The sequence below is a fragment of the Bradyrhizobium huanghuaihaiense genome (genome assembly GCF_025200885.1).
Taxonomy (GTDB): domain Bacteria; phylum Pseudomonadota; class Alphaproteobacteria; order Rhizobiales; family Xanthobacteraceae; genus Bradyrhizobium; species Bradyrhizobium huanghuaihaiense.
The window spans coordinates 2,108,922-2,134,201 of record NZ_CP104172.1 but is presented as its reverse complement, the minus strand read 5'-3'; the positions used below and the strand labels follow the sequence as shown (position 1 = coordinate 2,134,201).

Genomic DNA, 25,280 nt, shown 5'->3' with positions numbered 1-25,280 from the left:
CAATTTTTCCGCGGTTACCTCTGTTGCTCCGGTCCGGCCGAGCGCACCAGACGGATCGGAACCCCCTTGTATGACGGAGTGAAACTGAGGGGGTCGCGGGCATAGAGCGGCACCAGCGGATTGGTTTCCGGATAGTACGCCGCACAGCAGCCGGTCGGGAAGGAATAGGCCACGACGCGGAAGTTGCGCACGATCCGCTCGGCGCCGTCGGTCGAGGCGGTGATGAGGTCGACGCGGTCGCCGTCGGCCAAGCCCCGCCTCTTCAACTCATACTCGTTGAGGAACACGACGTCGCGCTGGCCGAACACGCCACGGTAACGGTCGGACATCGAATAGAGCGTGGTGTTGTACTGGTCGTGGCTGCGTATGGTGGTGAGCCACAGGAAATCGTCATCGCTCTGCGGTGGATCCTCGCCGCAACCCGGAAAGACCAGGAAGTTGGCCTTGCCCGACGGCGTCGCCCAGATGCGTTCGCGCGCCGTCGAGGTAAGGTGGAAGCCGCCGGGCACGCGGATGCGGGCATTGTAGCCCTGGAAGATCGGGAACACCGCCTCGATCGCATCGCGGATGCGGTCGTAATCGGCAACGAAGCCGTCCCAGTCGACCACCGTGCGCTCGCCCAGCGTCGCCCTGGCGACGCCGGCGATGATCGCGACCTCGCTGAGGAGATGCTCCGAGGCCGGCTTGTTGCGGCCGCCGGACGCATGCACCATCGACATCGAGTCCTCCACCGTGATCGACTGCGGCCCCGATGCCTGGATGTCGATCTCGGTGCGGCCGAGACACGGCAGGATCAGGGCGGCACGGCCGTGGATCAGGTGGCTGCGGTTGAGCTTGGTCGAGACATGGACGGTCAGATCGAGCTTGCCGAGCGCCGCCTGGGTTGCCTGCCAGTCCGGAATGGCCGCGGCGAAATTGCCGCCCATCGCGAAGAAGGCCTTCACCTCGCCGCGGATCATCGCTTCCAGCGCAGTCACCACATTGTGTCCCGGTGCAGCCGGCGGCTTGAAGCCGAAGCGCTGCTCCAGGAGTTCGAGGAAGTCCGCCTTGGGAACCTCTGTGATCCCCACGGTGCGGTCGCCCTGCACGTTCGAGTGGCCGCGAACCGGGCAGACGCCGGCGCCTTCGCGTCCGACATTGCCGCGCAACAGCGCGAGGTTGGCGATCTGCTGGACGTTGTTCGCGCCGCGCCAGTGCTGGGTGATGCCCATGCCGTAGACGAGGATGGCGCGCTCCGCCTTCATGTAGGCGCCGGCCGCATATTCCATATCCTCGCGGGTCAGGCCGGACTGGCGTTCGATGTCGGGCCATTGCGTGCGCTTGAGATCATCGATCAACGCCTCGATGCCGACGGTGTGACCGCGAATGAAGTCCCAGTCGAGGATCTCCGGCTGCTCGGCTGCTTGGGCGGCCTCGTCGGCCTCCACCAGGATCTTCATGATTCCCTTGAGGGTGGCGACGTCGCCGCCGACCCGCACCTGGAACAGTTTCGAGCTGATCGTCGTCGACGACAGCGTGATCATCTCGACCGGACTCTGCGGTGCCTGGAAACGCTCCAGCGCCCGCTCGCGGAACGGATTGAAGGAGATGATGGAGGCGCCGCGGCGGGCCGCATTGCGCAGGCTGGTCATCATCCGCGGGCTGTTGGTGCCCGGATTCTGGCCGAAGATGAAGATGCAGTCGGCCTTGTCGAAATCCTCCAGCAGCACGGTGCCCTTGCCGACGCCGAGCGAGTGCGGCAGGCCGACGCTGGTCGCCTCATGGCACATGTTCGAGCAGTCGGGGAAATTGTTGGTGCCGTATTCGCGCACGAAGAGCTGATAGAGGAAGGCGGCCTCATTCGAGGTCCGTCCCGAGGTATAGAACTCCGCCATGTTCGGATCCGGCAAGGCCCTGAGCTCACGTCCGATCATGTCGAACGCATCGCTCCACTCCACCGGGAGATAGCGGTCGGATGCGGCATCATAGGCCATCGGATGCGTGAGCCGCCCGACCATCTCGAGATCGTAGTCGCTCCAGCTCGCGAGCTCCGTGACGGTGTGCTCGGCGAAGAATTCGGGCGTGCATCGCCTCGACGTCGCCTCCCACGCGATCGCCTTGCCGCCGTTCTCGCAGAATTCGAACGAGGAGGTGTGCTTCGGATCGGGCCAGGCGCAGCCGGGACAATCAAAGCCTTCCGGCTGATTCATCCGGCTCAGCGTCGCCGCGCCCTTCAGCGGCACGCGCTGCACCAGGAGCGCTTCGCTGAGCGCCTTGAGCGCGCCCCAGCCGCCGGCGGGTTCACGGTAGGGACGAACCGATTTCGTGGTCATCTCGACATCTCTCGATCTTGCCATTCTCCGGGCCAGTTAAGGATCGCGCAGGCAGCGCCGTCTTCCCAAAACAAACGCAATTCCTCAATTGCACACGTTCGGTCCCGGCCGCCCTGCCGCAGCAGCAGCCAGTGCATTCCGGCAAAAATAGCGCCGTTCCCGGAAGCTGAAACCACAGGCGGAAACTAGGCTTGGCGGTTGGAGCCCCATCGCGACGGAGGGCTTTCGACAATTTTCAGGAGCGACCCAAGATGTTTTCAAGACGTGATCTGCTGGCCATGTCCGCGGCAGGTGCCGCCATGGTCGGCTCCAGTGCGCAGGCCGCAACATTCGGCAATCCCGATGAGCCGCCGCAGGGCGCCATCAACGCCAAGAGCCCAGGAAGCCTGACCGATCCCGGTCCGCAAAATCCCGACCTGGCCAGGCAATTCCCCTCCTCACAAACGCCGCCGGCGACGGACGTCGGCGGGCTGCCGATGGATTGGGCCTCGTTCAACAATGCGCCGCGACGCATCCAGAACGGCGGCTGGGCCCGTCAGGTCACCGTCGAAGACTTCGCCATCTCCAAGGAGATTTCCGGCGTCAACATGCGCCTGGCCGCCGGCGGCATCCGTGAGCTGCATTGGCATCAGGCCGCCGAATGGGCGATCATGACCTACGGCAGCTGCCGCATCACCGTGCTGGACACGCAAGGGCGCCCTTATGTCGGCGACCTCAAGGCCGGCGACCTCTGGTATTTCCCGCCGGGCGCGCCGCATTCGCTGCAGGGCCTGGGTCCCGACGGCTGCGAATTCGTGATCTGCTTCGACGACGGCCACGCCAATGAGTTCAACACGCTGCTGGTGACGGACTGGCTCGCCCATACGCCGCCCGAGGTGCTGGCGAAGAACTTCGGCGTGCCGGCCGACGCCTTCGCAAAAATCCCGCTGCACAATCGCTGGATTTTCCAGGGCACTGTGCCCGGCGATCTCGCCGCCGATCGCGCCGCAGTCGCAAGGCAAGCCGAAGCACCGCCCTATCCCTTCATCCACTCGCTCGGCAGTTCTGCTCCGGTCAAGGAGAGCTCCGCCGGCAGCATCCGCGTCGCCGACAGCAGCAACTTCAAGGTGGCCACCACCGTCGCTGCGGCGCTGGTGACGATGCCGCCGGGCGCGGTGCGTGAGATGCACTGGCACCCGAACGCCGACGAGTGGCAGTACTACATCAAGGGCAAGGCGCGGATGACGGTGTTCGACACCGGGCCCAACGCGCTGACGACGGATTTCTCGGCCGGCGACATCGGCTATGTCCGGCGCAATCTCGGCCATTATGTCGAGAATGTCGGCGACACCGAGCTGCAGTTCGTCGGCGTGTTCCGCGCGCCGCGCTACGAGGAGGTCTCGCTCTCCAACTGGCTGACACACACGCCGCCCAAGCTCGTCGCCCAGCATTTCAACATCGACGAGAAGCTGGTCGCGCAATGGCCGGACAACAGCCCCGGCGTCATGCCCAAGTCCTGAAAACAAAATTCCAAGCGAGAAAGGCGCCGAAACCGGCGCCATTCTTTTTATCGATTGTGGCCCACAGCAACTTCGGACGAGCAGCCATCAATAATGATCCGCCGCCGCCGTCTTGCCCCGGAAGACACGATAACCGACCGCGACGTAGAGCAGCATCAGCGGGAAGACGAACAGGCCGGCGCCCCAAAACATGAAGGCGAGACTTGCATGCGGCGCCGCGGCCTCGTCGATCGTGACGACGAACGGGATCATATAGGGCCAGAACGACAAAGCGAGCGTGCCGAACGCCGCCGCGAAGATCAGCGAAACCATGTGGAAGGGCCAATAATCGTCGTGGCGCAGGATGCTCGTGGCGAGCACCGCGGCCGCGCCTGCGCCGGCGAGGGGAAACAGGAAAAGATACGGCCGCTCGATCCACCGGCGCAGGATTGGCAGATGTTCGATGAGGGCGTGGGTGAAGACGACGACGAGGAAGGCCAGCACCGCGACGGCGAGCAACGGGATCTGACGCCGCGTGGCCTCGCGGATGGACCCATCGCACTTCCGCACGAGCCAGCAGGCGCCGAGCAATGCATAGCCGAAGCACAGGCCGATCCCGCACAAGACCGAGAAGGTCGTCAGCCAGCCGAAGGTGCCTCCGGCATATTCGCCGTTCGAGAATTGAAGTCCCTCGACCAGCGCCCCGACCATGGCGCCCTGCATGAAGCTTGCGGCAAACGACCCCGCAGTGAAGCTGACGTCCCAGATCCAGCGCGTGCTTGACGCCTTGCCGCGAAACTCGAACGCGACGCCGCGCAGGATCAGTCCCAGGAGCATGACCAGGACCGGGATATAGAGCGCGGATAGCAGCATGGAATAGACCACGGGGAACGCGCCCCACATGATCACGCCGGTGACGATCAGCCAGGTCTCGTTGCCGTCCCAGACCGGAGCGACCGTGCGCAGCATCGCCTCACGCCTCGTCTCGCTGCCTGCAAGGCCAAACAGCATCCCGACGCCGAGGTCGAATCCGTCGAGAAGAAGATAGATCAGGATGCTGATGGCAAGCAGCGCAACCCAGAACGTCACCATGGCTATTCTCCCGCTTCGACGACTGCCGGCATCTTGTCGGCAAGCGACATCGGCCGGTTGGGCACCGGGACATGGAGCGGCTTGCCGCCGAGTCCCGCCGGGCCGGCGCGCAGCAGCCGATAGATGTAATAGGTCCCGAACGAGAAGATGAAGGCGTAGACCGCGACGAAGAGGATCAGCGAGGTCAGCGCGGCGGACGCCGTGAGGAACGGCGTCACGGCATCGGCGGTCCGCAACACGCCGTAGACGGTCCAGGGCTGGCGGCCGACTTCCGCGGTGTACCAGCCGGTCAGGATCGCGATCCACGGCAGCGGGAAGCTGAGGAAGATGCCCCACAGCAGCAGGCGGCTGCGCTCGAGCCGATGCTTGAGGCCGAGCCAGCTCCCGAACCAGGCCAGCCCCAGCATCACGAAGCCGCAGCCGACCATGATGCGGAAGGCGAAGAACGGGATCGCCACGGGCGGGCGATCCTGCGGCGCGAAGCTGGTCAGGCCGACCTCCTTCGACGTCAGGCTCATGCTGCCGATGATGCTGCCGAGCACCGGAATCGAGATGGCGTATCCGTTCGACTCAGTTGCGGAATCGGGGATCGCGATCAGCACCTCGGAGGCCGGCTGCTCGTCATGCCAGCGCGCCTCGATCGCGGCGAACTTGGCGGGCTGGTAGTCGTGGACGTAGTCGCCGACGAGATGCCCGATGAAGAGCTGGACCGGAAGCAGCACCGCCGCGAGCGCAAGACCCATGCGCAGCATCACATGCGCCTCGGCCCGATAGGTCCGCCGCAGCAGATACCACGCGCCGGTCGCCGCTACGCAGAAGGCACCGGTGAGATATGAGGCAAGCAGCATGTGCGGAAAGCGGACCCAGACCACCCGGTTGAAGATGATCTGCGCCCAATCGTTCGGCACGAACTGGCCGTTCTCCAATACGTAGCCGGTCGGCACCTGCATCCAGCTGTTGTTGACCATGATCCAGAACGCCGAAAGCGTGGTTCCGAGCGCGACCATCGCAGTGGAGAACAGGTAGAACCAGGGCGGCACCCGCGGCCGCCCGAAGATGAGGATGCCGAAGAAGCCCGCCTCCAGCATGAAGGCGGTGAACGTCTCGTAGGAGAGAAGCGGGCCCTGGATCGGACCCGACATCCTCGACAGCACGCTCCAGTTCGTTCCGAACTGGAACGCCATCACCACGCCCGATACCACCCCCATGCCGAAGGCGACGCCGAAGATCTTGAGCCAGAACTCGAACAGGGTCCGGTAGACGGGCCTGCCGGTGTACTGGTGCATCGCTTCGAGCACGGTGAGCCAGGCCGCAAGCCCGATCGTGAACGCCGGGAAGATGATGTGGAACGAGATGGTGAAGGCGAACTGCAGCCGCGAGAGGAGAAGCGCCGTCGGGTCCATGGCAAGCCCCCTCTCTTCCTACGCTCGCTTGGCGACCGCCGGCGCACGCGCGGCCGGCTGCGGGATGTTGTCGACCTTGAGCACCTCCGCCGTCGCTGCGCGGATCTGGCGGCAGAAATCCGCATCCTCGATCAGCGACACGCCATAGGACGGGATGATCTGCTTCAGCTTCGGCAGCCAGGCACTCGCCGTCAGCTCGCCGGCGAAGCACTTCTGCAGCACGCTGATCGCAATGAACGCCGCGGTGGAGGCGCCCGGCGAGGCGCCGAGCAGGGCGACCAGCGAATGATCGTCGGCGCCGACGAGCTCGGTCCCGAACTCGAGCAATCCGCCGCGCTTGACGTCGGGCTTGATGATCTGGACGCGCTGGCCCGCCACCTGCAGCCGCCAGTCCTTCGGATCGGCCTTCGGGAAATATTCGTCGAGTGCCGCAAGACGGTGGCTCTCGGACTGCAGCACCTGCCCGACCAGGTACTCCGTGAGGCCGAAATTGTCGCGCGCCACCGACAGCAGCGGCTTGACGTTGGCGGGACGAACGGACTCGAACAAATCGAGCAGCGAGCCGTGCTTGAGGAACTTGCTCGAAAAGCCGGCATAGGGTCCGAACAGCAGCGAGCGCTGGCCGCCGATCACGCGGGTGTCGAGATGCGGCACCGACATCGGCGGTGAGCCGACGGCGGCCTTGCCGTAGACCTTGGCATGATGACGTTTGTTGATCTCCGGATCGTCGCAGCGCAGCCAGATCCCGCTGACCGGGAAACCGCCATAGCCACGCCCCTCCGGAATCCCGGACTTTTCGAGCAGCGGCAGCGCACCGCCGCCGGCGCCGATGAAGACGAACTTGGCGCGCACCGATCGCGTCTCGCCGCTGTCGGTGTCGCGCACCTCGATGCGCCAGCGACCGTCCTGCTCGCGAGCGAGATCGGTGACGCAGCTCTTGTAGTGCGCCGCGCAGCCCGGCTGGCCGACGAGATGACGGACCAGGAGATGGGTCAGCGAGCCGTAATCGACGTCGGTCCCGGTGATGATGCGCGTCGCCGCGACGGGATCGCCACTGGCGCGGCCCTCCATCACCAACGGCGCCCACTCGGCGATTTTCGACGGATCCTCGCTGTATTCCATACCCTCATAGCAGTGATGCGCCGCCATCGCCTTGAACCGCTTCCTGAGGAAGGCGACGTTGTCGACACCGTGCACGAAGCTCATGTGCGGCACGGGATGAATGAAGGATCTGGGATCGGCGATCGCGCCGCGCGCGACGAGATAGGACCAGAACTGCCGCGACAGGTCGAACTCGACATTGACCTCGAGCGCCTTGGAGATATCGATGCTGCCGTCGGACCGCTGCGGCGTGTAGTTCATCTCGCAATTGGCCGCGTGGCCGGTGCCGGCATTGTTCCAGGCATCCGAGCTTTCGAGCGCGCAATCCTCGAGGGCCTCGAGCATCTGGATCGTGAGCGATGGCTCCAGCTCCTTGAGAAAGACACCGAGGGTGGCGCTCATGATGCCTGCGCCAATGAGGACGACGTCGGATTCGGAAGTTCCTTGCATGGCAGTTCTCTTCGTTTGGTTGGGGTGCGATGGTGTGCTCTGGATGGCCCGGTCAGGCCCGCGCCGGCTGACGCGCCTTGGCGCGGAACGGCACGTCGGCTCCCGGCCGCAGCACCACATAGGCGCGGCGCCAGGACGAATCGTCCGTCAGCTTCCAGCTGTGCCCGGAGCCCGCGGTGTCTTCCGCCAGCAGGACATTGCCGGGATGGATGAGGAAGTGGTGGCCGTCACGCGTCTGGAAATCGAGCGTTCCGCTGAGCGTGATCACGAGCTGGCGCACCGGCGCGGTGTGCCAGGCGAAAGCGCCGCCCGACTCGGTCTCCTGGAAGGAGACGCTGGCGGCATCGATCTTTCCGGTCAGGAAGTCGCCACGCTGGCCCGGCTCCAGCTCGAGGAAGCCTTCCTCGAAATGCGAGTTGTTGTCCTGTCCGGTCCATAGACGTACACAGCGGATCATCGTTCTCTCCTTTCAGCCGGCTTTCGCGCCGATCGTGAGCGGCACCTTGATCTCGGCAACGTAGGGTCTGACCATCTTGGCGGGATCGACGATGCGGTCGAACTCCGGCTCGGTCACGAAGCCGAGCTTCAACGCCGCCGATTTCAGCGTGAGATCGTTGTCCATCGCGTAATGCGCGATCCGCGACGCCTTGTCGTAGCCGATCACCGGTGCGAGCGCGGTCACCAGCATCAACGATCTCTCGACATATTCCTGGATCTTCTTGTGGTTCGGCTCGGCGCCTTCGACCAGGAAGGTGCGGAAGTTCGTGCAGCCGTCGGCGAGAATGGTGACGGACTGCGCGATGTTGTGGATGATCAGCGGCTTGTAGACGTTCATTTCGAGATAGCCGCCGGCGCCGCCGAAACCGACGGCGACGTCGTTCGCCATCACCTGCACGGCGATCATCGTCAGCGCCTCCGCCTGCGTTGGGTTGACCTTGCCCGGCATGATCGACGAGCCCGGCTCGTTCTCGGGGATCAGCAATTCGGCAAAGCCCGCGCGCGGGCCGCAGGACATCAGGCGGATGTCGTTCGCGATCTTGTAGAGCGAGCCGGCAAGCGTGCGCAGCGTGCCCGACAGCTGCACCAGCGCATCATGCGCGCCCTGCACGGCGAACTTGTTGGGCGCACTGACGAAGGGAAGACCGGTCAACCGCGCGATCTCGGCCGCGACGGCCTCCGCGAAACCCGGCGCCGCGTTGATTCCGGTGCCGACGGCGGTGCCGCCGAGCGCGAGCCGGAACACGCCCTTGAGCGCATCGTCGATGCGCGCCAGGTTGTCCGCGAGCATGCCGGCGTAACCGGACCACTCCTGCCCCAGCGTCAGCGGGGTGGCATCCTGCATGTGGGTGCGGCCGATCTTGACGACGTCGTCCCACTTGTCCGATTTCTCGGCAATCGCGTCGTGCAGCGCCTCGACGGCGGGCATGAGCCGCTCGGTCACGTTCGTGGCCGCGGCGATGTACATCGCCGACGGGAAGCTGTCGTTCGACGACTGCGACATGTTGACGTGATCGTTCGGATGGACCGGATGCTTGCTGCCGAGCGGCGTGCCCGCGATCTGACAGCACCGGTTCGAGATCACCTCGTTCACGTTCATGTTGAACTGCGTTCCGCTACCGGTCATCCAGACGTGAAGCGGAAACATGTCGTGGTGCTGGCCGGCCAGGATCTCGTCACAGACATGGACGATCAGCTTGTGAAGCTTGCCGTCGAGACGGCCACCGGCGTAGTTGGCGATTGCCGCGGCCTTTTTCAGAATCGCGTAGGACTGGATCATCTCGCGCGGCATCAGGTCCTTGCCGATGCTGAAATGTTCGAGCGAACGTTGCGTCTGCGCGCCCCAGAGCTTGTCCGCGGGAACGGACACTTCACCCAGGCTGTCTGTCTCTTTGCGAAGGTCGTTCATCCTTGCCTCTCGTGGCAGTTGATGTCGGAAGCGCCATCCCGGCACTTGCTGGAAATGATACGGCGCGCACCGCGCTACCTGCTTCCGCGAACGAACGTCGCTTTGCCGAATGGCATGGTGTGACGGCGCACAGCGGAGGACAAACCGCTCAGTCCGGATCGCGGCCGATCCGGTTCCGCCAGCACAGCAATAGCGCGCATGCGGACAAGGCGATCGGCACCGCAAGGCTGGCCGCGCCGAGCCGCATCGTGACAAAGCCGCCGATGGCGGCGCCGCACAGGAACATCAGGCAGAGCACGAGCATGGCGCCGCCGCCATGCGAGGCGTCGCGATCGGGCGTCGATACGAACTCATCGATGGCGCGCAGCATGTTGCCGGTGACGGTGACCGAGAGATAGCTCCAGCGTTCGACGTGCCTGAAGCTGGCCGATTGCAGCGCTACGCCGAAGGAGATGCCGAGAATGGCGAGCGGATCAGGGATCCGGTGCAGCAGCAGCATCACGGCCGCGAGGCAGACGATCTGCGCAACGAGACAGCGCAGCGGCGCCTGGATGCGGATCGCCACCCATGCGCCGAGAAGAAAGACGACGATCGGAAGCAGATGATGCGCCGCCCGCTCCCATTGCCCCGAAAGGGCGTCGATGCCGAGGAAGACGACATTGCCGGTCTGCGAGCTCGCGAACACACCGCCCAGCGAGAGCCAGGTGAAGGCATCGAGAAAGCCGCCCGACATCGTCAGCAGGGCCGCAACCGGCAGCGATCGTTCCGGAGCGTGCGCGGCGACCCGTAGCTCAGCTACGGGCTCCGGAGATGCTGCCTGCATCGCCATGCTGGCCAGCCCGCAATGTCAACATCCCGCGCGCGGCGCAGCCTCGTCAGGCAGCAGAACGCGTCGCGGGTGCGTGAACACGCCATATCCGTCGTCGCGGGCAATCGCCACAAGGGTGATGCCCGCTTCCTTCGCGGTCTGGATGGCGAGCGCGGTCGGAGCGGATACGGCCACGACGACCGGCACGCCCATCATCGCCGCCTTTTGCACCATCTCGACCGAGACGCGGCTCGTCAGCAGCACGGCGCCATCACGAGCCGGGCTGTCATCGCGCATGATGGCACCCGCGAGCTTGTCCAGCGCATTGTGGCGGCCGACGTCCTCCCTGACCGGGCCGATGCCGGTGCGGGGGCTCCAGAACGCCGCCGCGTGCACGGATCGCGTGTGCTGGTTCAACGTCTGCAGGGGTGACAGCGCCTGCATCGCGTCGAGCAGGTCTCGCGCGTGAAAGGCAACGCCGCGGCCTTCCACCCGCGAGGGCGTGCGGCGCGCCTGTTCGAGGCTTTCGATGCCGCATAGTCCGCACCCGACAGGACCGCTGATGGCGCGACGACGGGCGGCCAGCGTCCCCGCGCGGTCGCCATCGAGCCACATCCGCACCTCGATGCCGAGCTCGTTCGGGATCAGATCGATGCTTCTGATCTCGCTTCGTCGTTCGACGATGGCTTCCGTGAGGCTGAAGCCGATACCGAAATCCTCCAGATCGGCCGGCGTCCCCATCATCACGGCATGGGTCGAGCCGTTATAGGTGAGCGCGATGGCCGTCTCCTCGGCCACCAGCCGCGAGGTCGACCGTGTCTGACCGCCGCGCCAGGCGATCTCCCAATGCCGCGTGAATGTCGAACCCGTCATCATGGCTCACACCGTCGCCGGCTGGGCCGAGTGGCGCGACGCCCGGCTTCCGAGCGCGAAGCCCAGTGCAACGAACCAGCCCCATTTTCCGCTGATCGCGTGGAAGGCCCTTCCGAGCGACGCCTTCGAGTTCGGCATATCCGTCATGGCTTGTCCCTTGCACGCGCAACCGGTCTTCCGGTCATGGATGGGAGCAAGCGTACAAGCGGGCCCTGCGGCTCATCTTTCGCGGAAACGACGATATTATTGATCTGCACGATGCGGAGCGTTGCGCGGCGAGCTTGTACGCACGAGCGGCGAGCTTCCCGGATTGAACGCCCGCCTGCGCGCTCATTCGGCGGGCTCCATCCGCTCCCGCTGCGGCAGGGGCGAGATCGTCGCGAACACGCCATCGCGACGGATCAAGGCGTGGAACAGCGCCGCCGCCAGGTGCAGCAGCACGAGGGCGAAGAAGGCAAGGCCCAGATAACCATGGGCGTTCCAAAGCAACGTATGCCCGCGGTCGCTCTGCTGCAGCAACGCAGGAATTTCAATCCCGCCAAACAGGACGACTGGATAGGCTGCGGCCCAGAGCATGCCTAGCCCAAGCAAGGGCATGACGATCATGAAGCCGTAGAGCAGCAGATGCGACAATTTAGCGCCGAGCTTCATCACCGGCGGAAGATCGGCCGGCAAAGGCGGCGCGCCTAGGCGAAGCCGCAGCGCCAGCCTGATCAGGACGAGGATGAGGAGCGCAACGCCGAGCGTCTTGTGGATCAGGATGAGCGGCAGGTATTTCGGCGCCACGGTCGACACCATGCCGACACCGATGAAGAGCATGGCGATGATGCAGAGCGCCATCAGCCAGTGCAGCAGCCGCTGGATCGGGGCGAAGTGATGCGGAGCACTGGTCATGGCTTGGCGGCCCCGTTTCTCGGATAGTCCCCGGCTTCGGACGCCCGCAGATCGTAGGATTTGCGGTAGACCGACGAGCGCGCAGCCGGGAAAGGATCGTCAGAGACGCGGACTCCCTGCGGCAGCACGGTCGGGTCGAAATTGATGTCGCGGCAGGGTCCATCCCGCTCCGCTTCAATTCGCTGCACCGCGAGCGTTCCGACCTGCACCTTGCGCCGGTTCTCCGGCCAGGCCCTGCTTGGATCAGCAGTCGGATCGCCGGGATCGGCAACGGTGGTGACCATGGTCCATCGTTGCGGGGCGGACCGCACCCGGTCCGTGATGTCCTGCTCGAGGAAATCGGGGCCGCGCTTCTGCAGATCCGCCTGCGCGATGGGAACAGTCACTGCCGTGGGAACGAGCGACCATCGCACGGTGTGCTCATCGCCCTTCGCATTGGTGAAGACGAAGCTGTTGAGACTGTTGTAAGGCTCCTCCGCATAGCTTGCGGTCCAGGGCGCCGATTTGGCCCAGGCTGCGAACGCGCCGAACTCCGGATTGGCGCGGGTGAACGCTGTCATAGCTTCCGGATCCTTCTTGCCGGCCGCAACCAGCAGCTCGTGAAACGCCTCGGGCGTGGAGACCGCAAAGAACGGCGGGTCGATCATCGCCATTCGCCACTCCTCGCCGTCCGCCGCCGATATCTGCAGCCCGATGCCGCGCACGCGCACGGTCGCATCCACCGCGTTCGGATCGGCGGTGCCGAGATTGAAACGACCGAGGACCGGATAGCGGCCCTGCGCGAACACCTTGGCGCGGGAGAGCTCCACACCATTCCCGTTCGCTTCGAACGTGCCGGTGAAGCAGATTCCCTTGGCATGATTCCGCCGGTGTCCGAGTGGCGGGCCGCTCGGCGGCGTCAATGCCGCGATCATCCGATCCGGCGTGAGACGCCCAGGCGAGAGCCAGCCCGCGGTGTATGCGAAGGCCGCGGCACTACAGCCAAGGACGGCTGCAATCAGGATGAGCGATCCAACGCTCGAACGCTCCAGTCTGCCTGGCAGTTTCATCAGGTCTCCTTGCAACACGAAGGATGCCTGGCGATCGAACGCGCAGCTCTCCGCTCGAATGACATCAGGTCTTTCTAGCGGGGCGACGCTGGCGCGATCTTCCCAAACGCACCGTAAATTTCGCGAAGGCACGGCGGTTCACATCGTTCTCGGCGGCCACCACGAATCTGTTCCGGCGTTCTGAAAACGGCCGCGAGGTCGCGGTCGAACTTGCCGCCGAGGCTGCGGGCAATCCGGATACAAGCGCGCGGAATGGGAAGATCGCCCCGATCCATCAAAGCATGCTGATCCCGCAACAAGTTGCAGAACGTTCCGGAGCACGGGGGATGCGGCGCTCACCGAGGCCGCAACGGCATCGGATGACGCCCCCGGGGCATCCCACTGCAGCGAGAAGCTACGACGTCGAGAGTTCCGCGATCATTGCTTGCGCGCGTTTCAGGTCCGAAGTCTCGAAACCTTCGGTGAATTTGTCATGCACGGACGCAACAACGCGGCGTGCGTCCTCGGCACGGTTCTGACTCATCCTCAGCCGTGCCAGGCTGATCGCCGTTCGCAGCTCCCAGGACAGCGCGCCCTGCTCCCGCGCCACAAGGAACGCATTGTCGAAGGCCTGCTCGGCGGCGGCAACCGAACGGCATTCGCCCGGATGCAGCAACAACTCGCCCTTGATGCGCCAGAGCTCGGCTGCATACCAGCGCTCGTCCCTCGCCTCGCACCTGGCAAGCGCCTGGTCGGCGGTTGCGAGCCCCTGCGACACCTCGCCGGCCTCACCGAGGCATGCCGCCAGTTCGCCGAGTGGTAGCAGGAAGCGCGGCAGGAAGCGCGCCTCGCCCGCCAGCTCGAGCGCCTTGTGAAGCAGCGGCAATCCGGTGCCGACGTCGCCGTTTCGCACCATCACCACGCCGCGGAATGCACGCGCCCAGATGTTCCACAGCCGGATTGGATGACGTTCGGTGTGCTCGATCAGCATCGTGCAATAGCGCTCCGCCGCGCCGAGATCACCGGCAAGGAAGGTGACCGGGCAGGCGCCCTGGCCCAATATGCTGCAGAATGTCAGAGCGTGACCGCTCGCCCTCCCTTCCTCGACATTACGCTCGACGACACTCAATGCCTGATCCGGGCGACCGAGCAGCCACAGAATGCGCGCCTGGAAATAATGCGCCGAAGCTCTCAAATCGAAGCGGAAGCGAATGACCTGCGGCTTCGCAGCGAGGTCCGAGAGGCGCGACAAGGTCCGCTGAATGCGATGATGCGCCAGTTTCTGATCTCCGAGAAAGTGCAGCGACGTGGCGAGCAGCCGGTCGGCCATCATCCGGTCGACGGAATTGCTGCAATCGGCCGCGGCCTCGGCGAAACGGTGTGCGAATTCGAGCGCCTTGCGGAACTCGCCATTGTTGAACTGATCGATGCATAGTCCCCAGAGCGCTCGAAGCAGATAGTCTCTGTCGCCGAGTTGCTCGGCAAGCTGCAGGGCCGCGGCCCAGGCAGGTCCGGCCTCCCGGGCTCTTCCGACGCCATACATCAATGCCCAGCCCCGCGCGGCCGACAATTGCATGCGGAGCCGCGATGCGTTGGCGGCGCTCTCGTCGAGGCTGGCCAAGGCCAGTTCGGTCCGCTCGCGGCACTCGGACAGGAGCGACAATTGCACCCATAGCGGAACCGCCGCCGCAGTCAGCGCCGCTCCGACTTGCGCGTCTCCGCCAGGCGAGAAGGACCAGTCGAGGCACGCTCGTACGTTGTCGATGTGCCGGCCATAGAAGGCAAGCCACTCCGACTGCGGCTTCACCTCGCTGTCGGTTTCCGCGCTCGCGAAGAAGCCGCAATAGTACTTCGCCTGACGGCGGGCCGCGTCGGCAGCTTCTCCGCCGGTATGAAGCTTTTCCATCGCGTAAGCGCGCGTGGTATCCAGCAGGCGATAGTATGGGCGGTCGCCCCTGATGTCGGCGAGGACGAGCGACTTTGCCACCAGATTGGCGAGCTGCCCGGTGACATCGCCGATGTCCTCGCCGGCGACTGCGATCACCGCTTCGAGCAAGAACTCCCCGGCAAATATGCCGAGCCGCCGCAGCAGGCGGGCCTCAGACTCCGGCAGCAGGTCGTAGCTCCAGTCGAGCGTCGCGCGCAACGTTTGCTGCCTCGGTAGCGCCGTACGCCGGCCGGTCGTCAGGAATCTGAACCTGTCGTCGAGAAGGGCGGCGATCTTCGGCGGACTGAGCATCGCCGCGCGCGCCGCCGCGAACTCGATCGCGAGCGGAATGCCATCCAGCCTCCGGCAAATGGCGGCGACGGCATCGATGTTCTCGTCGTCGGACGCGAAGCTGGAACCCAAGGCCCTTGCTCGCGTCGTGAACAACTCCATGGCGGCATACGCGGATGCTGCGCCGGGTTCGAGCCGGGTTTGGGGCGGCACGCCGAGGGGAGTAACGCGATAGACATGCTCACCATCGATGCGCAGTGCTTCCCGGCTCGTCGCCATGATGGTGGTCTCGGGACAGCGACTGACGATGGTCTCCGCAACCTGGGCCACGGTGTCGACCACATGCTCGCAATTGTCGAGAACCAGCAACAATTTTCTGGCGCCGATCGCGCGCGCGATGGACTCAGGCGACACCTCTTCGCCTTCGAGCTTGATGCCGAGCACGCTCGCAACGGCGGAGCAGACGAGCCTGGGATCGGACAGCGCGGCCAGTTCGACCAGCAATCGATCTGCGGGAAAGCCTGCCGGCGGTTTTCTGGCGGCATCCAGTGCAAGCGCCGTCTTGCCGATTCCACCGGGGCCGACGAGGCTCACGACTCGATAGGCCGACATCAGCTCCCACAGATGCGTGGTCGCAGCCGCGCGGCCGATGAGATTGAATGACGCGTTGGGGATATTGGTCGACGACAGCTGTGCGGGTGCGGCAGATTGTAGCGGGGCGTCGGTCTGCCTGATCTGCCACACGCCCACCAGGCGATAGCCGCGGCCGACCGTGGTGACGAGCATGTCGCGTCCCGAACCGAGGGCCTTCCGGATCGCCGCAATGTGCACGCGGAGTGCGCTGTCCTCGACGAAGACGTCCTGCCACACGCGTTCGGTCAGATCGTTCTTGGTGACCAGTTCGCCCTGGGCCTGCGCCAATTCGGCAAGGATCTCAAAGGCACGCCCTCCCAAGGGAACGGGCGCTCCCATCGAGCGCAACTCCCGTCGGGCAAGATCGACTTCCCATTCCCCGCACACATACACGGGTCGCTGGCCTGGCTCAGCCATCATCGACAGCCCCAAGCGGTTCCTGGATCTCGTGCTCAGCCTACCACCAACCTTTCCAAAAAAAACACCTCGCCCGGAAGCCAATTCCGGCGTCAGCCTACGCTAATCACGCTTCGATGCGAAAATCTCAGCAGCCGCGGCAGATCGATCCTTCAAGCATCTTCGCGAGCCGGGCGTCTTCCTTGTCGATGGTCCGGTCCGTGCCGAGCAACGGCCCGCCCATCGCGTGACCGCCGCTCTCGGACGACGAAAGCGCGGTACCGAGCGAGTTCGTCCCGGGCCTGCCGGCACTCGTACCGAGCGCACCGCCGCTCGCCATCGACATCGACGAGCCGACGCCGCCGCGGGCAAGCGCGGCGCCGGAGAGAGCAAGGCAGGTGACGACGCAGAGAAACGAGATCAGTCTCATGGCTGCACTCCCAATTCTGTATGACCTGAATCGAGAACTGGGCGCCGCGCGCGATTTGACCATGCACGATCGCGCGATCGTTTCTGACATCGGTGACAGGATTCCATGCGACACGCACAAGGTATTCGTCGATAGCCTGGGCACCATGTCCTGCACTCGGCCATCTTCTCGCGAGCGTGATGCACGCGCACGGGTTTTGCCCGCAGGGCGACCTATATATCTCGACATAGAAGACAATTTTCGGAAACGCCACCAGCCGAGCAGCGATCCCCGCCAAGCGACTCTCCGCACGAGACAACAATGGAGAATCGCTATGAGCGCATTCAAGATCCTGATCGCTACGGCACTGATCTCAACAGCAACAATTTCATCGGCTTCCGCCGCCTGGTCCTTCGCCGACCAGGAGCCCGCGGCCTATGCCTCGATGTATCCCGACCGCGACGTGCTGAATGGCGGCGCGTTGACGCCGGCAGGACGTATGGGACTCGAGCGCCCCGGTGGCGCCGCTCCCGTGTTTGGCGCAGGCCAGGTTCACGGCTATCACTGGCGCCGATGACAAGGCGGGACGAGCAGACGCGATGCAGCCTGCAGATACAGGCGACCATCGTTCGCGTGCTCGAACGGAGTGCGACCGCGTCGTGCGCGCGCAATCGCCATGGATATCGCGCGCATGACTCCGTGCAAAGACGAAAATCATCGTTCGTTTGATACTGCGGATGGAGAGCACGCATGCACATGTCTGGCGAGCGAGCCGAGGCGTTCCCGGCATCGCTTTGTCAAGGAGACGTACGATGACGACACTGAAACTGCTCTCGGCCGGATTGATCGCCGCGGCGATGGTTGCTTCCCCGGCGATGGCGCGCGAAGGCAATACGAATGCGCGCCGGACGAATGTCGATGCCTACGCATCGGCGCAGCGTGTTCCGGTCACCTCCAAGCGCAGCTGTACCCGGGCTCCGGACGTCGGCTCCTATGCAACTGCCCCGTGGCGCCGTCCGCCTTGCGAGCCCACGTCCGGTTACTGAGCGGAGCCGGACGACGCTCCTTCGACGCGACGCGATCGCGCGCACCGAGCCAAAGCGGACCGCCGCACAGTCTCGCGGCTTTTCCATCTCACGCTGGAAGGAGGAATGGCAGCTCCTCGTGGCGCTGTCATTCCTCCGATTGCGATTCGGCAAATGCCGGATCGTTCACTCTGTCTCCGTCGCCGCTCGGGCGGTCGAGGACCGCCATCAGGAAAGATTGTCGCGACCCGGCAGGACGAGGTCGTACGGCAAGGTCCCCGTGGTCTCGAAACCCGCCGCAGCCGCGTTTCGCCACCGGCTGGGCGTGTTGCCGGTGAAGCGCCTGAACGTTGTCGTGAAGTGGGCCTGGCTCTGAAAGCCCACCGCGAGCGCGATTTCGACAATCGGCATCTCACAATCCCGCAGCAGATCCTTGGCCCGTCGTATCCGCTGCCGCAAAATGAACTCGTGCGGCCTGCAGCCCGTTGCCGTCCGGAACTGGGCCGCGAAATGCATGCGGCTCAAGCCCGCGGCCGCCGCCAGATCCGCCAGCGCGATCTTTCGACAGAAATGATTGTCGATGTAATCGAGCACGCGCTTCAGGCGCCATTTCTGCAGCCCCTGGATCGGCCGCTCACCTCGCTCGGCGGGCTGCGGCTGCCCCTCGGACCGCAATGCGAACAGTCTGGCGAGCACCGCAAGCCGCAGGGCATCGGCACAAAGGGCTGTGTGAGCCTCCTGCACTCTCTCGACGGCGAGGAGAGCTTCGGACAGGCTTTGAAGCACGGGATCGTCAGACGGCGCATCGTGAAGTCCCGCGCCGGCTCCTTTACCGGTGATGAGCGCCAGCCTCGCAGAGCTCAATCTGATTCCGGATGCGGACTGCGGCGGGATTTGAACGCGCAGCCAGCCGATATCACGCGCCGGTTCACGCGGCGGCGTCCCGGGATGACGCTGCGGGTGCGCATCGATGGCAATGACCAAGGCGAGTTGCTCAAAGGCTATTGTACTCGTGTCCCGGACCGCGAGGCCATGATCGCGCGCAACGGCAGCATGACCGACCGCATCCGAGAGCGATGCGAACGACGCCGGTGCGATGGCAAACGGCAACCCCACTCCTCCTTCATCCGCGATGGTCGTTGCCGGGACGTGTCCATCATTCGGTCGTCGCGAGGGTTGGGGCATGATCACGACTCTTGCTGTGTTACTCGGACTAGAAAGGAGGGCTGCGCAGGCCTGGCGTGCAGGCGACGGAGCTCTTCGATCGCGATGAGGGTAGCAAGGTGAGAACCGCTCGCCAGTTAAGAGACGCAAAATCAGGAATCTTCAGGTGCTCCAGTCCTCACGGAACCATGCATCGGATTCGCAAGGCGGGGAGCGGCGCGATCGGTCGATCTGATCGCTCGATCGATCCATTGGCGATACCGATCATCTCTCGATGCCGCGAATGCAGCACCTGACGGAGTCCGGAATGATGACGATCTAGGCTGCGCTGCTGTGAAGGTGGGCAGCAAAAGCCCTGAGCTCTTCCTCGGCGATCTCCCACCCTCGGTGAGACAGGGTCGCCGGACCCGAGCAGGCCAGAGCGGCCGGACGAATTCCGAAGCAGCCGGCAGGAAGTGGAATCGCAATGCTGCGCAGACCTTCGGCATATTCCGAGAGCGTGCTGACGAACCCGCTCTCCCGGGCGTGCGCGATGTCCCACATCAGCGACGACAACGTCGTTCGGGTGTTGGATGCCAGAGCGACCAGTTTGCCGCGGCACAACTCCTCCACCTCGGCATCGGCAAGCTGCGACAGGATCGCCTTTCCGGCCGCCGTGGCGTGAAGCGGCACCTTCTCTCCCAGCATGCACCGCGACGTCAGCGGCGTCGACCCTTGCCTGCTTGCAATGACAACCATCGCGCCGCATTGCAACGCACCGACATCCGTCGTCAGCCGCGTCGCCGCGCTGAGCTCTTCGACCTTTTGAATGACGACGCCGCGGAGCTCGCTCGCCGCGACGTAGACAGACGCAAGCTGCACCGCGAGCACGCCGATGCAGAAGCGATCGTCGCCGGTCCGCTCGAGCATGCCGATTTCGGTCAGGGACACCAGGAAGCGATGCGTCGTACCGTCGTCCCAACCGAGATGGCGCGCGATATCCTGCAGTCTGTAGACCGTGCATGCAGCACGTCCATCGACGACTTCGGGAATGAAGAGCTGGAGCAAGCTGCCGAGCTTCTGAACGGTTGGAACACGAAATCCCCTGCTCTGCGCTCCTCCGTGATCGCGTTTTCCGTTTCCTTCAGCCGCCCCTTCCACTTTCGTCATCTCCGATCGCCGTCACGAATTCGTGTAGCAAACGATCAGTGCGTCGATGCTTCCATCACGCAGTGATGGAACGCCGACTACTGAGAAGGTCTTCTTGACACGCCAACGATGTTCCCTGTACGACACACACGCGCATTCACGCTTTCAAATTCTTGCCAAGGATCGGTGATTTCCGGGTGGGTCCATTGCCTTTCACCGGATCACGGCAGTGAAGCTGATCCACGGACCCCTCTATGTCGCCTTCACAGGCTGGTCGAACCTACTCTTTCAAGAACTGGCTCATCGATTGCCAGCGCAGAGAACTGAGATACGACAACATCGCTGTACCGATCGGAAGCCGCGCATTCGAGATCCTCGAGAGATTGGCCGGTTCCGCCGGCCACCTGGTGACCAAGGATGACCTGATCGTAAGCGTCTGGTCAGGCCTCTCCGTCGAGGAGAACACACTGCAGGTCCATATATCCGCGGTCCGCAAGGCGCTCGGCGCGGATCGCGATCTGCTCAAGACGATTTCCGGCCGCGGATATACTCTCGCGGGGACCTGGCGAAGCGGAGAGCCGGATCGCTTCGCAGCCACGCCGGTATCCATCCCGACAGACTCCTCGTTCGCAAGCAACCTGCCGAACACGCACGCGCCTCTCATCGGCCGCGAGGATTGCCTGAACGAGCTGGCCGACGTGTTGTCCGCGTTCCGGGCCGTGACCCTGGTCGGCCCCGGAGGCATCGGAAAGACGAAGCTTGCGGTCGAGGTCGCGCACCGTGTCGCATCCTCATTCGACCATTCCGTTGCGCTGGTCGAATTCGCGACCTTGCAGGATCCGGCACTCGCGATATCCGCGACCGCCCGCGCCTTGAGGCTCGTCTTGAACGACAAGGAAGTCTCGGCCGCGGGCGTTGCCCAGACCATCGGCTCGCGCCGTCTGCTGCTCGTCCTCGACAATTGCGAGCACGTCATCGACGTCGCCGCGCAGATCGCGAGTGCCGCGCTTCGCTATTGTCCGAACGTCACCGTTCTCGCAACCAGCCGCGAGGCCCTCCGCATCGAGGGCGAATACGTCGCTGCGATCCCGCCGTTGTCGGTTCCCCGTCTGGACGTGCGCGAGCCGGACCTGCTTCTGCAGGAAAGCGCCGTGCAATTGTTCGTCGCTCGCACGCGGGCGTTGCGCACGAGCTTTGCTCCTGATGCGGAGGACCTCGTCAAGATCGCGGCGATCTGCCGCCGGCTCGACGGAATTCCGCTCGCGCTCGAGTTTGCAGCCGCCCGGGCCGCAAATCTCGGGGTGGATACCGTATCGCTTCGCCTCGACAAGCGCTTCGAGCTCCTGAGCGGCGGACGCCGTGATCAGCTGCCCCGGCACCAGACGCTACGCGCGACGCTGGACTGGAGCTACGATCTGTTGTCGCCGGAAGAGCAGCAGCTGCTTTGCCGGCTTGCGATGTTTCCCGCCGGCTTCACGCTCGATGCAGCCATCGCAATGATGGACCAAGACGCGTCGCGGCCGGACGTCATCGAGACCCTGTCCAATCTGGTCGGAAAGTCCCTCGTTTCCCTGGATCCATCCTTCGACGGGCGATGGCGCCTGCTGGAGAGCACCCGCGCCTACGCGCTGGAGAAGCTCGCGGAGGCTGGGCTCGTTGAGCAGGCCGCCCGGCGGCAAGCGGACTTTCTCAGGCAGCTCATACAGTCGCCCGGCGGCGGCACTGCAGCCTCCGACGACTCCTCCCGGCTCGCCCAGGAGATCGGAAACGTGCATGCGGCGCTGGATTGGACGTTCTCACCAGGCGGAGATGCCGCACTCGGGATCGCGCTGACGGCGGGATACGTCCCGGTATGGATGCAGCTGCTGTCCTTCGCGGAATGCTCGACGCGGATCGAGCATGCTCTTGCACATTTCAACCCCGAACTGGCCTGCGATCCCGGGCTCAAGGCGCAGCTCTATGTCGCGCTGGGGTTCGCGCTTCTCAACACGACGGGCTCGGCGGATCGCATGAAGGCGGCGCTGAACATCGGGCTCGTCCTCGCCGAGGAGCTGCGCGACCTCGAGCTTCAGCTCAAGGCCGTCTGGACGCTGTGGAGCTACAACCTCAATTCCGGCCAATACGGCGCGGCTAAGGAAGTCGGCGAGCGATACCTCGAGATCGCGCTGCGCACCGGAAATGCCGCCAACGAGACGGTGGGCCGGCGCCTGATCGGCGCCGCGACGCACTTTTGCGGCGCGCAGGAGGATGCGCGACGTGAGCTGACCCTGTCTCTGGATCGTTCGGCGCATGGGTTGAAGGACGGCACGAACCAGATGTGGTTCCTGCTGAACCAGAGCGTCCTGGCCAAGGCCATGCTGGCGCGCGTCCTACTACTGCAGGGAAAGATTGCTCAAAGCAGATTCCTGGCCGCCGAATGCCTCCAGGAGGCGGAGAGCGAGAACGACAAGCTTGCGATGGCATACGCCTTGCGGAATGCCGTCTGTCCGATTGCATTGATGACGCATGATCTCGACGCTGCCGATCGCGCGATCTCGTCGCTCCTGAAGCTCGTCACGCGCGAGGGCATCGCTTTCTGGGCGAGCTGGACATCGTGCCTGAAGGGGCAGCTGCTCGTTCTGCAGGGCGAGCATCGCGACGGAATTGCGCTGCTGCGCGATGGATTGAAAGCCCGGGCCGAGAACGGATGGCTGATGCGCAATCCCGAGTTTCTCGGATCGCTCGCCGAGGGCCTGTTCGCGACCGGCGAGAACGCACAGGCCCTGGCCGCCATAGAGGAAGCCCTGAACATGTCCCGGCAAGGCCGGCAGTTGTGGTGCCTTGCCGATCTGCTGAGGATCAAGGGCGAGGTTCTGCTGGCCGAAAGCACATCCGATACCGCCCGGGCGGAAATGCTGTTCTCGGAAGGACTGTCCGTCGCACGAGAGCAGCAGTGCCGCTTCTACGAGCTGAAGGTTGCGGCGACCTGGGCGAGGATCATGGCAGGGTCGAAACGCCGCCAGGCGGCACTCGACCTCGTCGGTCCGCTCAGCGCCCTGTTCGATCCGGAAGTCGATCTTCCCGCCCTCACCTTCGCGCGTGGCCTTGCCGCTAGACCGGGCATCGCTGCATCGCCCGGCGACCGCCCCCCTTCTCCCACCTGCCACTAGACCTTGCAGCGACGTGGTCAGGGCAACTTGTCCCGCACGTTCGTTCAATTCTCGGGACCGAACGTGATGAGCATCTCCAGACGACAGGTTTTGGGCGGCGTCGGCGCGTCATTGTTTTCGCCCGCCATCATCCGCGCCCAGGGCACGCGACCGATCAGGATCGGCGAAATCAACTCCTACAGCAGCGCGCCTGCGTTCACGTTGCCTTATCGCCGCGGCTGGCAGCTGGCGGTCGAGCAGGTGAACGCCGCAGGCGGCCTTCTCGGTCGCGAGCTCCAGATCATCAGCCGGGACGATGAAGGCAAGCCGAGCGTCGCGATTCGTGCCGCGGAGGAGCTCGTGCACAGGAACGGCGTCGATCTCCTGGCGGGGACATACCTGTCGAATGTCGGATTGGCGATCAGCGACTTCGCGCGGCAGAACCGGATCTTGTTCGTGGCGAGCGAGCCGCTGACGGACGCGCTCGTTTGGGATCGAGGACACCGATATTGTTACCGGCTGCGCCCCTCGACATACATGCTGGCAGCCATGCTGGTGGAAGAGGCGGCGCAACTGAAGGCGACACGATGGGTGACGATCGCGCCGAATTACGAGTATGGACATTCCGCCGTCAAATGGTTCACCGAGCTTCTCAGCCGCCGGCGTCCCGACGTCCAGTTCATCGACAGCCAGTGGCCGCCCCTTGGCGCAATCGATGCAGGGGCGGTCGTGAACGCGCTCGCCCAGCAGAAGCCCGAGGCGATCCTCAACGTGACCTTCGGACCCGACCTTGCGAGGTTCGTCCGTCAGGGCAATGATCGCGGCCTGTTCGAGGGGCGAGACGTCGTATCCTTCACGACCGGCGAGCCCGAATATCTGCATCCCCTCGGACAGGACGCTCCGAAAGGATGGATCGTGACCGGTTATCCCGTAACCGAGCCTCTGGGCGAGGCCAACAATGGTTTCGTTGCCGCCTATTCGGCGAGATATGGCGAGGCTCCGACGATGGGCTCCGTGGTCGGCCACGCCCTGATCAGCGCGATCACGGCGCCGATCGAGCGGCTCGGAAGCCTCGACACCGAAATGATGGCCGACGGCTTTGGCAATGTCGGCTTCACGACGCCGTTCGGACCGGCGAGCTGGCGTTCGATCGATCACCAGAGCACGATGGGTACGTTCGTCGGCCGCACAGCCCTCAAGGGCGACAAGGGTGTCATGGTCGACTGGACTTACCGGGACGGCGGAACGATGCTTCCATCGGACGCCGAGGTTCGCAAATTGCGCCCGTCGGCCTGAAGCGCCTGTAGATCCCTCGCATCTTTCGCGTCGCTTCAGGAATCTTCACGGCAACGACAAGGACATGCGCAGCCGCTTGGCTCATGGTGCGGCCCTGACCATGATGGTGGGGGCCGCAGATGATTCCCGAGCCGGATTCGCATGATCAAACGTCTGGCAAGTTGCGCGGCGGACCAGGCGCGGGCGGCCCGGGCCGGCCGGTTCTTGCCGAGTGGCAGTTGCGGCGCATCAGAGAGGCGATCGTATCCACCGATACGCCCTGGACGCTGGAAGCCATGGCGGCGCTGGTCGGCATGAGCCCGGATCGCTTCTGCAAGCGCTTTCGCGCCGCGACGGGATGTCCGCCGCATCGCTGGCTGATGCTGCAACGGATCGAGCGGGCCAAGCAACTGCTGGGCGATGGGAACCTCACATTGACCGACATCGCCTATGCCTGCGGCTATGCGAGCTCCGCACACTTCTCGACGAGCTTCGGACGCGCGACGGGCACGACACCGAGCGAATATCGACGGCTGCACGTCCGCGCATAGTTGCGCAG

General features: G+C 64.5%; 20 protein-coding genes and 1 pseudogene. 6 read left to right on the top strand and 15 right to left on the bottom strand.

Annotated elements, in window-relative coordinates; all coding sequences use genetic code 11:
- Window positions 1–14: 14 nt before the first annotated feature.
- Window positions 15–2,312 carry an FdhF/YdeP family oxidoreductase gene (locus N2603_RS10075; protein WP_260388602.1) on the bottom strand — a complete coding sequence of 766 codons (2,298 nt, stop codon included), beginning with the start codon at window positions 2,310–2,312 and terminating at the stop codon, window positions 15–17.
- Between the two features lie 251 nt (window positions 2,313–2,563).
- Between N2603_RS10075 and N2603_RS10070 the strand changes: the two genes are divergently transcribed.
- Window positions 2,564–3,811 carry an oxalate decarboxylase family bicupin gene (locus N2603_RS10070; protein WP_260388601.1) on the top strand — a complete coding sequence of 416 codons (1,248 nt, stop codon included), beginning with the start codon at window positions 2,564–2,566 and terminating at the stop codon, window positions 3,809–3,811.
- Window positions 3,812–3,898: 87 nt separating this feature from the next.
- Here the strand turns inward: N2603_RS10070 and cydB are convergent, their stop codons facing one another.
- The 12 genes from cydB to N2603_RS10010 form a co-directional block, all read right to left on the bottom strand.
- On the bottom strand, window positions 3,899–4,882 hold the full coding sequence (cydB, locus tag N2603_RS10065) for a cytochrome d ubiquinol oxidase subunit II (protein WP_260388600.1): 984 nt from the start codon (window positions 4,880–4,882) through the stop codon (window positions 3,899–3,901).
- 2 nt (window positions 4,883–4,884) lie between these two features.
- Window positions 4,885–6,285 carry a cytochrome ubiquinol oxidase subunit I gene (locus tag N2603_RS10060; protein WP_260388599.1) on the bottom strand — a complete coding sequence of 467 codons (1,401 nt, stop codon included), beginning with the start codon at window positions 6,283–6,285 and terminating at the stop codon, window positions 4,885–4,887.
- An 18-nt stretch (window positions 6,286–6,303) separates the two neighbouring features.
- Window positions 6,304–7,836: a malate dehydrogenase (quinone) gene (gene mqo / locus N2603_RS10055; protein WP_260388598.1), complete on the bottom strand. Its 1,533-nt coding sequence runs from the start codon at window positions 7,834–7,836 to the stop codon at window positions 6,304–6,306.
- A 52-nt stretch (window positions 7,837–7,888) separates the two neighbouring features.
- The gene (locus N2603_RS10050) at window positions 7,889–8,293 is read right to left on the bottom strand and encodes a cupin domain-containing protein (RefSeq protein ID WP_018641396.1); all 405 of its coding nucleotides are present in this window, start codon (window positions 8,291–8,293) and stop codon (window positions 7,889–7,891) included.
- A gap of 12 nt (window positions 8,294–8,305) precedes the next feature.
- Entirely contained in the window at window positions 8,306–9,742 is a 1,437-nt protein-coding gene (gene fumC / locus N2603_RS10045; RefSeq protein ID WP_260388597.1) for a class II fumarate hydratase, read from the bottom strand.
- 148 nt (window positions 9,743–9,890) lie between these two features.
- Entirely contained in the window at window positions 9,891–10,571 is a 681-nt protein-coding gene (locus N2603_RS10040) for a YoaK family protein (RefSeq protein WP_260388596.1), read from the bottom strand.
- Window positions 10,572–10,589: 18 nt separating this feature from the next.
- Window positions 10,590–11,426, bottom strand: coding sequence for a formate dehydrogenase accessory sulfurtransferase FdhD (fdhD, locus tag N2603_RS10035; RefSeq protein ID WP_260388595.1), 837 nt, complete (start codon window positions 11,424–11,426; stop codon window positions 10,590–10,592).
- Between the two features lie 3 nt (window positions 11,427–11,429).
- Window positions 11,430–11,570, bottom strand: coding sequence for a hypothetical protein (locus tag N2603_RS10030; protein ID WP_260388594.1), 141 nt, complete (start codon window positions 11,568–11,570; stop codon window positions 11,430–11,432).
- Window positions 11,571–11,753: 183 nt separating this feature from the next.
- Complete coding sequence (locus N2603_RS10025; protein ID WP_260388593.1) at window positions 11,754–12,317, bottom strand: cytochrome b; 564 nt, start codon at window positions 12,315–12,317, stop codon at window positions 11,754–11,756.
- Window positions 12,314–13,366 carry a catalase family peroxidase gene (locus N2603_RS10020; protein ID WP_260388592.1) on the bottom strand — a complete coding sequence of 351 codons (1,053 nt, stop codon included), beginning with the start codon at window positions 13,364–13,366 and terminating at the stop codon, window positions 12,314–12,316. The genes N2603_RS10025 and N2603_RS10020 overlap by 4 nt, the downstream gene beginning before the upstream one ends.
- A gap of 394 nt (window positions 13,367–13,760) precedes the next feature.
- Entirely contained in the window at window positions 13,761–16,535 is a 2,775-nt protein-coding gene (locus N2603_RS10015) for an ATP-binding protein (protein ID WP_260388591.1), read from the bottom strand.
- A 205-nt stretch (window positions 16,536–16,740) separates the two neighbouring features.
- On the bottom strand, window positions 16,741–17,022 hold the full coding sequence (locus tag N2603_RS10010) for a hypothetical protein (protein WP_260388590.1): 282 nt from the start codon (window positions 17,020–17,022) through the stop codon (window positions 16,741–16,743).
- 313 nt (window positions 17,023–17,335) lie between these two features.
- Between N2603_RS10010 and N2603_RS10005 the strand changes: the two genes are divergently transcribed.
- Together N2603_RS10005 and N2603_RS10000 are read left to right on the top strand one after the other, a co-directional pair.
- Complete coding sequence (locus N2603_RS10005) at window positions 17,336–17,578, top strand: hypothetical protein (RefSeq protein WP_260388589.1); 243 nt, start codon at window positions 17,336–17,338, stop codon at window positions 17,576–17,578.
- 235 nt (window positions 17,579–17,813) lie between these two features.
- Window positions 17,814–18,047, top strand: coding sequence for a hypothetical protein (locus tag N2603_RS10000; protein WP_260388588.1), 234 nt, complete (start codon window positions 17,814–17,816; stop codon window positions 18,045–18,047).
- A gap of 207 nt (window positions 18,048–18,254) precedes the next feature.
- Here N2603_RS10000 and N2603_RS09995 read toward each other — a convergent pair whose 3' ends face one another.
- Together N2603_RS09995 and N2603_RS09990 are read right to left on the bottom strand one after the other, a co-directional pair.
- Entirely contained in the window at window positions 18,255–19,142 is an 888-nt protein-coding gene (locus N2603_RS09995; RefSeq protein WP_260424175.1) for a helix-turn-helix domain-containing protein, read from the bottom strand.
- 366 nt (window positions 19,143–19,508) lie between these two features.
- On the bottom strand, window positions 19,509–20,237 hold the full coding sequence (locus tag N2603_RS09990) for an IclR family transcriptional regulator (protein WP_260388587.1): 729 nt from the start codon (window positions 20,235–20,237) through the stop codon (window positions 19,509–19,511).
- Between the two features lie 335 nt (window positions 20,238–20,572).
- On the opposite strand from N2603_RS09990, the pseudogene N2603_RS45180 reads away from it, so the two are divergent.
- The 3 genes and pseudogenes from N2603_RS45180 to N2603_RS09975 all read left to right on the top strand — a co-directional run.
- Window positions 20,573–21,901, top strand: a pseudogene (locus tag N2603_RS45180) (ATP-binding protein); the annotation flags it as partial.
- 1,632 nt (window positions 21,902–23,533) lie between these two features.
- Window positions 23,534–24,742, top strand: a complete 1,209-nt coding sequence (locus N2603_RS09980) for an ABC transporter substrate-binding protein (protein ID WP_260388585.1) — start codon at window positions 23,534–23,536, stop codon at window positions 24,740–24,742.
- Window positions 24,743–24,861: 119 nt separating this feature from the next.
- On the top strand, window positions 24,862–25,272 hold the full coding sequence (locus N2603_RS09975) for a helix-turn-helix transcriptional regulator (RefSeq protein WP_260388584.1): 411 nt from the start codon (window positions 24,862–24,864) through the stop codon (window positions 25,270–25,272).
- Window positions 25,273–25,280 lie beyond the last annotated feature (8 nt).

What these genes read in the sequence shown, in the direction of transcription:
- N2603_RS09980 (WP_260388585.1), top strand. Translation starts at nt 23,534, where the DNA reads ATGAGCATCTCCAGACGACAGGTTTTGGGCGGCGTCGGCGCGTCATTG.
- N2603_RS10015 (WP_260388591.1), bottom strand. Translation starts at nt 16,535, where the DNA reads ATGGGAGCGCCCGTTCCCTTGGGAGGGCGTGCCTTTGAGATCCTTGCC.
- N2603_RS10020 (WP_260388592.1), bottom strand. Translation starts at nt 13,366, where the DNA reads ATGAAACTGCCAGGCAGACTGGAGCGTTCGAGCGTTGGATCGCTCATC.
- N2603_RS10025 (WP_260388593.1), bottom strand. Translation starts at nt 12,317, where the DNA reads ATGACCAGTGCTCCGCATCACTTCGCCCCGATCCAGCGGCTGCTGCAC.
- N2603_RS10000 (WP_260388588.1), top strand. Translation starts at nt 17,814, where the DNA reads ATGACGACACTGAAACTGCTCTCGGCCGGATTGATCGCCGCGGCGATG.
- fdhD (WP_260388595.1), bottom strand. Translation starts at nt 11,426, where the DNA reads ATGATGACGGGTTCGACATTCACGCGGCATTGGGAGATCGCCTGGCGC.
- N2603_RS10060 (WP_260388599.1), bottom strand. Translation starts at nt 6,285, where the DNA reads ATGGACCCGACGGCGCTTCTCCTCTCGCGGCTGCAGTTCGCCTTCACC.
- fumC (WP_260388597.1), bottom strand. Translation starts at nt 9,742, where the DNA reads ATGAACGACCTTCGCAAAGAGACAGACAGCCTGGGTGAAGTGTCCGTT.
- N2603_RS10040 (WP_260388596.1), bottom strand. Translation starts at nt 10,571, where the DNA reads ATGGCGATGCAGGCAGCATCTCCGGAGCCCGTAGCTGAGCTACGGGTC.
- N2603_RS09975 (WP_260388584.1), top strand. Translation starts at nt 24,862, where the DNA reads ATGATTCCCGAGCCGGATTCGCATGATCAAACGTCTGGCAAGTTGCGC.
- N2603_RS10070 (WP_260388601.1), top strand. Translation starts at nt 2,564, where the DNA reads ATGTTTTCAAGACGTGATCTGCTGGCCATGTCCGCGGCAGGTGCCGCC.
- N2603_RS10075 (WP_260388602.1), bottom strand. Translation starts at nt 2,312, where the DNA reads ATGACCACGAAATCGGTTCGTCCCTACCGTGAACCCGCCGGCGGCTGG.
- N2603_RS10050 (WP_018641396.1), bottom strand. Translation starts at nt 8,293, where the DNA reads ATGATCCGCTGTGTACGTCTATGGACCGGACAGGACAACAACTCGCAT.
- cydB (WP_260388600.1), bottom strand. Translation starts at nt 4,882, where the DNA reads ATGGTGACGTTCTGGGTTGCGCTGCTTGCCATCAGCATCCTGATCTAT.
- N2603_RS10005 (WP_260388589.1), top strand. Translation starts at nt 17,336, where the DNA reads ATGAGCGCATTCAAGATCCTGATCGCTACGGCACTGATCTCAACAGCA.
- N2603_RS10010 (WP_260388590.1), bottom strand. Translation starts at nt 17,022, where the DNA reads ATGAGACTGATCTCGTTTCTCTGCGTCGTCACCTGCCTTGCTCTCTCC.
- mqo (WP_260388598.1), bottom strand. Translation starts at nt 7,836, where the DNA reads ATGCAAGGAACTTCCGAATCCGACGTCGTCCTCATTGGCGCAGGCATC.
- N2603_RS10030 (WP_260388594.1), bottom strand. Translation starts at nt 11,570, where the DNA reads ATGACGGATATGCCGAACTCGAAGGCGTCGCTCGGAAGGGCCTTCCAC.